This window comes from Streptomyces sp. McG3 (assembly GCF_018619185.1).
In the GTDB taxonomy this organism is placed as follows: domain Bacteria; phylum Actinomycetota; class Actinomycetes; order Streptomycetales; family Streptomycetaceae; genus Streptomyces.
On sequence record NZ_JAAXYC010000439.1, the window covers coordinates 1 to 5,090 of the forward strand.

Below are 5,090 nucleotides of genomic sequence, written 5' to 3' on the forward strand. Positions count from 1 at the left end.
TAAGAGACGGGCATCGCACAGGGCCCCGCTGACTCCAGCGAACCGCGCGGTGACAGGCTGGGCAACATGCATCGTTTTTGCATCGTATGGTGGGTTTTATGGACCCCGTGATGGACCCTGTGATGGAACCGGTATCGGACTCCGTGGCGGACCCGGTGACGGGCCCGGCCGGCCACCGCACCGGTGGCCGGCCCCCGCGGGCGCCGGCCGGCCAAGGCCTGACCACCGGCGCCGTGGCCCGCCTTCTCGGTGTCGCGCCGACGACGCTGCGCTCGTGGGACCGCCGCTACGGCATCGGCCCGGCCGCACGGGAGGACGGCCGGCACCGTCGCTGGACCGGGGCCGACATCGCCGCCCTGCGGCACATGTGCCGCCTGACGGGCGCGGGCCTGCCGCCGGCCGAGGCCGCTCGTGCCGTCCTGGCCGGAGCGCCGCGCGCCACGGCCGCGCCATGGCGCGGGCACCCGTCCCGGGCCCCCGGCGGACTTCCGCTCAACAGCGCCCGCCGCGAGTGCCGAGGCCTGGCCCGGGCAGCGCTCCGGCTGGACGCGCCGGCCATGGAGGAACTGCTCACGGAGGTCCTCGACCGCTACGGGCTGCCGGCCGCCTGGGACGAGGTGATGGCGCCGGCGCTGCACGCGGTGGGCCGCAAGTGGGAGACCGCGGGGGAGCGGTGCATCGAGGTCGAGCACCTGCTGTCCTGGCACGTCTCCGGCGCGCTGCGCGGTGTCCGTGCCGCCGGGCCCCCCGCCCCCGGTGCGAGCCTCTCGCTGCTGGCCTGCGCACCCGGTGAGACCCACACACTGGCCCTGGAGGCTCTCGCCGCCACGCTCACCCGGCACGGACTGCCGGTCCGCATGTTCGGCGCCGCGCTACCCGCCGAGGCGCTGGAGGAGGCGGTCCGGCGCACCGGACCCGACGCGGTGGTGCTCTGGGCCCAGTCGCACGGCACGGCGAGCCCTTCGCTCGCGGCCCGGGTGGAGGCGATCGAGTGGGGCGTACGGGGCGCGCGCAGACGGCCTGTCGTCTTCACCGCCGGACCCGGCTGGGCCGGGCGGCAGCCCCCGGGAACCCGGCACCCGTCCGGGCTCGCCGACGCGGTGAGCGCACTCGTCGCACTCGGTGCGCGGTGACGGGGGCCGCCACCGTCACCGCAGCCAGTCCGTGAGTCCCGTCAGGAGGCGCTCCACGTCGTCCGCGTCGTTGTACGCGCAGAGCCCGACGCGCAGGCCGCCGCTGTCGCCGAGCCCCAGGTGGCGGGAGGCCTCCAGGGCGTAGAAGGAACCTGCGGGCGCGTGCACCCCGGAGCGCGCGAGGGACCGGTAGGCGTCCGCCGCGTCCCGGCCGTCGAAGGTGAGCAGCAGGGTGGGGGTGCGTCTCGAGGCACGGGAGTGGACCGTCACCCCGCCCAGTTCGCCCACCGCCTTCTCGATGCTCTCCCGCAGCTCCGTCTCGTGGGCGTCGATCGCCGCGTACGCCGACCGCAACCGCGCCCGCCGCCCGCCCGCCGCGTCCGCGCCGGCGCCCAGGCCCGCGAGGAAGTCCACCGCCGCGCGGGTCCCCGCCATCGACTCGTAGGGGAGGGTGCCGAGTTCGAAGCGCTCCGGCACGGCGTCGGTGGAGGGTGCCAGCTTGTCGGGACGGAGAGTGCCGAGCAGCTCGGGCCGGGCGGCGAGCACCCCGTGATGGGGCCCGAAGAACTTGTACGGGGAGCAGACGAAGAAGTCCGCCCCGAGCCGCTCCACATCCACCGCGTGGTGGGCCGTCAGATGGACCCCGTCCACGTACAGCAGCGCGCCGGCCCGGTGGACCAGTTCGGCGATGGCCGGGATGTCGGGCCGGGTGCCGATGAGGTTGGAGGCGCCGGTCACCGCGACCAGGCGGGTCCGCCCGGTGATCTGTGCGCCGACCGCCTCGGGGGGAAGCTCGCCGGTCGACGGATCGAAGTCGGCCCACCGCACCACCGCCCCCGCCCGCTCGGCCGCGTGCACCCACGGGCGGATGTTGGCATCGTGGTCCAGCCGGCTGACCACCACCTCGTCCCCCGGGCGCCAGGCCCTGGACAGGGTGCGCGAGAAGTCGTACGTGAGCTGGGTGGCGCTGCGGCCGAACACGATGCCGTCCGGGTCCGCGCCCAGCAGGTCGGCCATCGCCTGCCGGAACCCGCGGACGATCCCCTCCGCGTTCACCTCCCCGGGCAGCGCGGCGCCCCGGATCGACAGGGGCCCGCTCATCGCCCCGCCGATCGCGGCGACGACGGAGGCCGGGGTCTGGGTGCCGCCCGGCCCGTCGAAGTGCGCCGTACCGGACCGCAGGGCGGGGAACTGTGCGCGCACCGCGCCGACGTCGTACGACAAGGGGGCTCCTCGATTCGTTCGCTGATGTGCTGCCGGATCTCGCTGTGATCATCGCAGGGCGGTGTCCTCCGGTGGAAGGAGCGGGAGCCCTCCGGCGGAGCCCCGCTCGGAGATCTGCTCCGGGGGCGCTTTCGGGAGAGGTGATTCTGCGCGGGCGCACCGCTCCCTGTCCGCATACGCGCCCGAGCGTGGGGCGGCGTCTCCCGGCGCACCGGAATGCGCCGTCCTCAACCGTCGCGATGATCCTACGAAAGAATTGCTCGCACAAATGAACTCGCCTCGGTTGTGCGATCCTTCTCGCATTCCCGTCATGGATAAATGCGCCGGATGATTTCTGCGAGTCGTTCGTGATTAAAGCGGTGGGAACGGGAAATAGATGATCTGGGCTGATGGGTCGGGGGCATCAGTTCACGCCGCGGCCGAATGTCATCGGGGTCGGGTGTCTGAAAGTCGCCAGTGCGGGGGCCGTGGTCGCCGTCCGGGGTTTCCTGTCACATTCCAGGACTGCTCTGGCCTGTGCTGATGCGATGCGATGGTCTCTCTCCCCGTCACTGTCACTTGTGGAGGGTCACGGATGGACGAGCGCGAGCACTCCGCCGATGGCGGAATCTATTCGGCCGACTATTCGGTCGGCCGGAAGGGGCGGGCCGGCAATTATCCTGCTCGGCTTCTTCGTGCCGCTGCGTACCCGGTTCTCCTCCTCGCGGTCGTCTCCGTGGGAGTGGCCGCATTGTGGCTCCAGTGGGATCCGGCATGGGTCAGTTCGCTTTTCCTGGTCGGGGTCATCGCCTATCTGGCCCTCCTGGAGCGGCTGATTCCTTATGACCGGAACTGGCACCCCGGAAAGTCCGAATGGCGCTGGTACGGCATCTACTTCCTGCTCACCATGGCCGGAAGCGGACTGGCACAACTCCTGGTCGCGCTGGCCGTCGGCCAGATCTCGCCGGCGGAATCGGCCCGCCCCCTCTGGATCGAGATCCCGGGCGCGCTCCTCGCCGGATCTCTCGTCAGCTACGCGGTGCACCGGCTGGGCCACCGGAACGCCCTGCTCTGGCGGCTGCACGGAGTGCATCACGTGCCGGAGAAGGTCAACGTCGCCAACAACAGCGTCAACCACGTGCTGGACATCGTCCTGGCGCAGGGCCTCGTCCAGCTGACTCTGGCGTTCGTGGGATTCTCCCGCCCCGCGGTGCTGGTGGTCGGCCTCTTCGTCGCCGCCCAGGGCTACTTCGTCCACGCCAACATCGATGTCCGCATCGGACGGCTCAACCATCTGCTGGCCAGTCCCGAGCAGCACCGGCTGCACCACAGCACCGAACTGTCCGAAGCCGGCCACTACGGCTCCGACCTGTCGTGCTGGGACCACCTCTTCGGCAGCTTCACCTGGTACCCCGGCCGCGAGCCCGCCGCCGTGGGCCTGCACGATCCCACGTCCTTCCCCGGCACCGGCGAGATCCTCGCCGCCCTCACACATCCCTGGCGACGCCGACCGGCACGGGCCTCCCGGCCGGAGTGACCGCCGCTCCCTGACGCTCCACCACGACTTGAGGAGTTCGACATGGCCGACGCGAACAACCGGGCGTTACGGAACAAGGTGGCGATCATCGGGATGGGCTGCCGCCTGCCCGGCGGAGCCTCGGACCACCGCACGTACTGGCGCAATCTGGTGGAGGGCAAGGACTGCATCACGCCCACCCCGCCCGACCGGTACGACGTCCGTACGCTCGGCAGCCGGTTCCGCGACAAACCCGGACGCCTCGTCGGCGGCCGCGGCGGATACATCGACGGCTTCGACGAGTTCGACCCCGCGTTCTTCGGCATCAGCCCCCGCGAGGCCGACCACATGGACCCGCAGCAGCGAAAGCTGCTCGAAGTGGCGTGGGAGGCCCTGGAGGACGGCGGTCAGCGTGCCGCCGACCTGGCCGGCGGCAACGTCGCCGTCTACGTCGGCGCGTTCACCCTGGACTACAAGATCCTGCAGTTCGCGGACCTGGGCTTCACCTCGCTGGCCGCCCACACCGCGACCGGGACCATGATGACGATGGTGTCGAACCGCATCTCGTACTGCTTCGACTTCCGCGGCCCCAGCCTCTCCATCGACACCGCGTGCAGCTCCTCCCTGGTCGCCGTCCACCTGGCCTGCCAGGCACTGGACAACGGGGAGAGCGACCTCGCGCTGGCCGGCGGAACCCTGCTGCACATGGCCCCGCAGTACACCGTCGCGGAGACGAAGGGCGGGTTCCTGTCGCCCCAGGGCCGCTCCCGTACGTTCGACGCCGCCGCCGACGGCTACGTACGGGCCGAAGGCGTCGGCCTGGTCGCGCTGAAGCGGCTGGACGACGCCGTACGGGACGGGGACCGGATCCACGCGGTGATCGCCGGCAGCGGCGTCAACCAGGACGGGCACACCAACGGCATCACCGTGCCCAACCCCGACGCCCAGGTCGACCTCATCCGCCGGGTCTGTGCCGAGGCGGGCATCACCCCCGGCGACCTCCAGTACATGGAGGCGCACGGCACCTCGACCCCGGTCGGCGACCCGATCGAGGCGAACGCCCTGGCCCGCGCGCTGGCCGTCGGACGCGCCCCGGGCGCCCGCGCCTACGTCGGCTCGGTCAAGACGAACATCGGCCACACCGAATCCGCCGCCGGGATCGCCGGGCTGATCAAGACCGTCCTGAGCATCAAGCACCGCACGATCCCGCCCCACATCAATCTGGAGAACCTCAACCC

General features: G+C 71.6%; 4 protein-coding genes. 3 read left to right on the plus strand and 1 reads right to left on the minus strand.

Annotated elements, in window-relative coordinates; all coding sequences use genetic code 11:
- The first annotated feature begins 122 nt into the window (after positions 1 to 122).
- Positions 123 to 1,133, plus strand: a complete 1,011-nt coding sequence (locus HET64_RS36385) for a MerR family transcriptional regulator (RefSeq protein ID WP_251146364.1) — start codon at positions 123 to 125, stop codon at positions 1,131 to 1,133.
- Positions 1,134 to 1,148: 15 nt separating this feature from the next.
- Here the strand turns inward: HET64_RS36385 and HET64_RS36390 are convergent, their stop codons facing one another.
- A complete protein-coding gene (locus HET64_RS36390; RefSeq protein ID WP_215111511.1) occupies positions 1,149 to 2,357 on the minus strand; it encodes a cysteine desulfurase-like protein in 1,209 nt (402 codons plus the stop codon).
- Positions 2,358 to 2,931: 574 nt separating this feature from the next.
- Here HET64_RS36390 and HET64_RS36395 point away from each other — a divergent pair.
- Positions 2,932 to 3,873: a sterol desaturase family protein gene (locus HET64_RS36395; RefSeq protein ID WP_215111512.1), complete on the plus strand. Its 942-nt coding sequence runs from the start codon at positions 2,932 to 2,934 to the stop codon at positions 3,871 to 3,873.
- A gap of 42 nt (positions 3,874 to 3,915) precedes the next feature.
- Positions 3,916 to 5,090, plus strand: a 1,175-nt coding sequence (locus tag HET64_RS36400) for a polyketide synthase (RefSeq protein ID WP_215111513.1), incomplete at its 3' end; no start/stop codon positions are given.